Genomic DNA, 3,396 nt, shown 5'->3' with positions numbered 1-3,396 from the left:
AACTTTCGCACTGCGCGGACTCGCGGAGTGCTGCGGACTGAAGTCCGCGCTCCGTAAGAGACTGCCAATCACCCCACGATCGCCTGCGGCACCCGCCCATGCACATCCGTCAGGCGGTAATCACGTCCCGCATACCGATAGGTCAGCTTCTCGTGGTCCATGCCCAGCAGGTGCAGGATCGTCGCATGCACATCGTGCACGTGCATCTTGTCCACCGCCGCTTTGAATCCAAACTCATCGCTCTCGCCGTAGGCCGTGCCGCCGCGCACACCACCACCGGCAAAGAACATGGAAAAACCATGCGGATTGTGATCCCGCCCGTTGCCGTTCTCACTCACCGGCGTGCGGCCAAACTCACCGCCCCACACAATGAGCGTGTCTTCCAGCATGCCGCGCTGTTTGAGGTCACCGATCAGCGCCGCGATGGGCCGGTCGATGTCCGCTCCCAGCTTGCGCGTCTGCTCATCGTGCTTCGAATGCGTGTCCCACGGCTGACCGTTGCCATAGTACAACTGCACGTAGCGCACACCGCGCTCCACCAGCCGCCGCGCCATCAGGCAGCCGTTGGAGAAATGGCTCTTGCCGTACATCTCGCGCACTTTGGGCGGCTCCAGATTCACATCAAAGGCATCCGTCGCAGCAGACTGCATGCGGTAGGCCGTTTCCATCGCCTGGATGCGACCGTTCAGCGCCACATCCGCACCGCCGCGTGCCGCCAGATGCTCCGCATTCAGCGACTGCATCAGATCGATCTGCTTGCGTTGATCAAGCTTGCCCAGCTTCTCATTCGTCAGCCACGGGATCATCTTCTGCGGCTCCAGGTTGGAGTGATTGATGTACACCCCCTGATGCTGCGCCGGCAGAAACGCACTCGTCCACAAAACGGAAAACCGCACCGGCTTGCCCGGGCACAGCACCACGAAGGAAGGCAGGTTCGCGTTCTCATTGCCCAGGCCGTAGCTCAGCCACGAACCCATGCTCGGCACGCGCTCCGTCATCGTGCCATTGTTCATGAGCAGCAGCGCGGGGCCATGATTCGGATTGTCCGTGTGGCATGAGCGCAGCACGCACAGCTCATCCGCATGCTGCGCCAGATTCGGCAGCAGCTCGCTGATCTCCAGCCCGCTCTGCCCGTGCTTGGAAAACGCATAGGGAGATGCCAGCAGCCCGCCCGTGGGCCGTTCCGTACGCAGGTCCGCGCCTTCCGGCTTCTGCCCTGCATACTTCGTCAGCCCCGGCTTCGGATCAAAAAAGTCCGGCCCAAACGGCCCGCCGTTCATGAAGAGCTGGATCACCCGCTTCGCCTTCGGCACAAAGTTTGTTCGCGGTGCGGCATTCAGCGTGGAAGCCAGTCCCAACGCGCCCAGCCCGCCGCCCATGCGGGAGAGCAGTTCGCGGCGCGAGAGTGCGGAGAAATCAGACATGCGGAGTGTACGCAGCCAAAGCCCCGGCGCTTGCGCGTCATTGCATCCAAGTGCTGAGTCAGAGCCTTGTTCCCGCAGGAGCCGGGGGACTGGCCTGCATGCGCGCATGCAGCCCAAAACCGAGGGGCAGATACAAAGCAAAGCCGTAGGCCAGAAACCAAACGCCGATGCGCAGCCAGAACTTCACCGGCTGCCGCTCCCGAAACGTCAGGCTCCAATACCCATTCATGCAGCCTGTTTGCAGCGTCTGAATCAGACGACTCGCCACAAGAAGGCTCCACAGCGGCACCAGCACCGTCACCAGGCCAAAGGAATGCATGACCGCCCCATAAACCGCCGACAAAACCGAAAGCAAAAAAAGCAGCCACACCCACGGTGAGCGAAGCTCAATCCGCCTCACCGGCACGTATGGCCGCTGAGCCGTCAGCACCACGTCAGGCTCAGGCTGGGATGCCCCATCAGGCAGGCCACGGTCGATGATCTCACCACAGCCCGGGCATTGGACCGCCACGCCCAGTGTGCGGTGCCTGTTTCCTACTCCGGGGCGTTTGCAAAAAGGGCAGCACAGAGACTTCCAGCGCCGCTGAATCTGAATGCCCACGGCCAAGAACCCTGCCACAGCAATGATCTGCAAAACCATGACCACCTTCTGCTCCGTCGATCCACCGCCTGGCGTCTGATCCAAGTAAGACCCAAGAGACGCAAACATGCCGGTGACTGAAAATACAGGCATCCCTTGGGGCAGATAAAAGCAAAAGCTGTCAGTCACCCGGCCAGTGAATCAGTTTTCTTCATGCCTGGCAATTCCACTTTCAGAGCCTTCGTGGAACACGCCTTCCACTCACCGCCGCGGCTAAAACCATTCAATCTCTGCCACCTCTGCTCACGTTGCCTCTCTGCGGCAAAAACCGAACGTCCCCAGGCTCACCACGCCGCCCACCGCAGAAGTCACCCCACCATCTCAATCTGAAACGGCGTCTTCATAAACAACGGCGCGTCTCCCGCACACTCAAACGGATACACCATGATATTCGGCACCACGCAGTTCAGGTGAAAATCGAAAAAATCGCGCATGTAGTCCGCGGTGAAATCCGCGTCCGGGTGGAGCTGACGCCAGAGGATCGCCTTGATGACATAGGCGTGGCAAAACACCGCGATGCGCTGCTCCTCGCGCTCCTGCAGCGCTTTCAATGAGGCATCCACGCGCTCGCAGAAATGGCGAAACGTCTCCGCGCCCTCGCCATCGCAGTAGTCCGGGTCGCAGCGCTCCCAGTACTGCCGGGCGGGCTCGCGGCGTGTGGTCTCTGTGGTGCCGATGTAGCGGCCCGGCGCCAGGAAGGTGAGCTCATGCACCGGCAGCTCGACCACCTGCACCTGCGGGTGGAGCCGGCACAGCGGCACCGCCGTGTAGGCCGTGCGGGAGTAGCGCGACACCACGATGAGATCCGGGTCCGTCTGCCACTGCGCGGCCACCGCCTCTGCCTGCGCCATGCCCTTCTCGCTCAGCCCGATGGCATGCGGCGTGTCCGTGGGAAACCCCGCGTTGCTCAGACTTTCGGCATGACGAATAAACCAGATCTTTTTCATATTTCACCTCCGCCATAGGCGCTCTCGGGCGCAGTGGCAAATGCAGGTGCGTTTAGATTGGAAATGGCACAGACCGGCTTTCCTCACTCTTTTTTCTTCTTCACCGGCCAGCGGGATGCGAAATGAAACAGCGGGAATGTGGCGACGGCCATCATCGCGAAGACAAGGAAGGCACCTTCATCCACGCCCAGCCCAAAGGCCACCAGCCCAACCACGGCCCCGAGAGCACTGAACCCCAGCAGCAGCTTCCATAGCCAGGTGTTTGGTTGGGAGTTCATCACAAATAATGAGGCGTTCAACGCTCTGGTGCCACATGAGTTTCCACATCTCTTGGCGCTTTGATTCCAGCCCGCGCCTCCGTCTTCGCCTTCTCCTCCATCTCCCC

General features: G+C 61.0%; 4 protein-coding genes. All 4 read right to left on the bottom strand.

The window, feature by feature from the left end:
* Nucleotides 1-68 precede the first annotated feature (68 nt).
* The 4 genes from ACIREA_RS29010 to ACIREA_RS28995 all read right to left on the bottom strand — a co-directional run bounded on the left by ACIREA_RS29010 (nucleotide 69) and on the right by ACIREA_RS28995 (nucleotide 3,289).
* Nucleotides 69-1,424 (bottom strand): DUF1501 domain-containing protein, encoded by a 1,356-nt coding sequence (locus ACIREA_RS29010; RefSeq protein WP_397385809.1) that lies wholly within the window; start codon nucleotides 1,422-1,424, stop codon nucleotides 69-71.
* A gap of 58 nt (nucleotides 1,425-1,482) precedes the next feature.
* Nucleotides 1,483-2,157, bottom strand: coding sequence for a hypothetical protein (locus ACIREA_RS29005; protein ID WP_397385808.1), 675 nt, complete (start codon nucleotides 2,155-2,157; stop codon nucleotides 1,483-1,485).
* Between the two features lie 215 nt (nucleotides 2,158-2,372).
* Entirely contained in the window at nucleotides 2,373-3,011 is a 639-nt protein-coding gene (locus ACIREA_RS29000) for a histidine phosphatase family protein (protein ID WP_397385807.1), read from the bottom strand.
* An 83-nt stretch (nucleotides 3,012-3,094) separates the two neighbouring features.
* Nucleotides 3,095-3,289, bottom strand: a complete 195-nt coding sequence (locus ACIREA_RS28995) for a hypothetical protein (RefSeq protein WP_397385806.1) — start codon at nucleotides 3,287-3,289, stop codon at nucleotides 3,095-3,097.
* Between the last annotated feature and the right edge of the window lie 107 nt (nucleotides 3,290-3,396).

It is taken from the genome of Prosthecobacter sp. (genome assembly GCF_044373815.1).
In the GTDB taxonomy this organism is placed as follows: Bacteria; Verrucomicrobiota; Verrucomicrobiia; order Verrucomicrobiales; family Verrucomicrobiaceae; genus Prosthecobacter.
Note: the sequence above shows the minus strand (reverse complement) of the source record. Positions and strands in the feature narration are given on the sequence as shown.